The sequence below is a fragment of the Planococcus sp. RAB007_Raresut genome, from assembly GCF_057369535.1.
The window spans coordinates 1-257 of record NZ_JBXYIF010000180.1 but is presented as its reverse complement, the minus strand read 5'-3'; the positions used below and the strand labels follow the sequence as shown (position 1 = coordinate 257).

The following is a 257-nucleotide window of genomic DNA, read 5'->3' as shown; positions in this document are numbered from 1 at the left end:
ATGAGAACAATTAAAAGGGGAGTAGAACCATATGAACCCGACCATTTCTGGAGTCCGGCTTCACCTACCTTCTTCCGTCTTGCCGTATGAACAAACGAAAAACGTGTTCGTCGAAGCGAACCAAGCGAAGCTCGCTGACGAAGGCATCGTCATTCTTCCGACGCCTCAACACGTTACCAAGTTAGAGGCAGCTGTCGAGAAGGCAAATCAAGTCCTAGACCAACAACGTACTGGCATAAAATTTATGAAACACGAAA

At 46.7% G+C, this 257-nt stretch carries 1 pseudogene; it reads left to right on the top strand.

Features of this window, described 5'->3' with window-relative positions:
- Positions 1-31: 31 nt before the first annotated feature.
- A pseudogene (locus AC2Q9J_RS18200) lies at positions 32-257 on the top strand (flagellar protein FlaG); the annotation flags it as partial.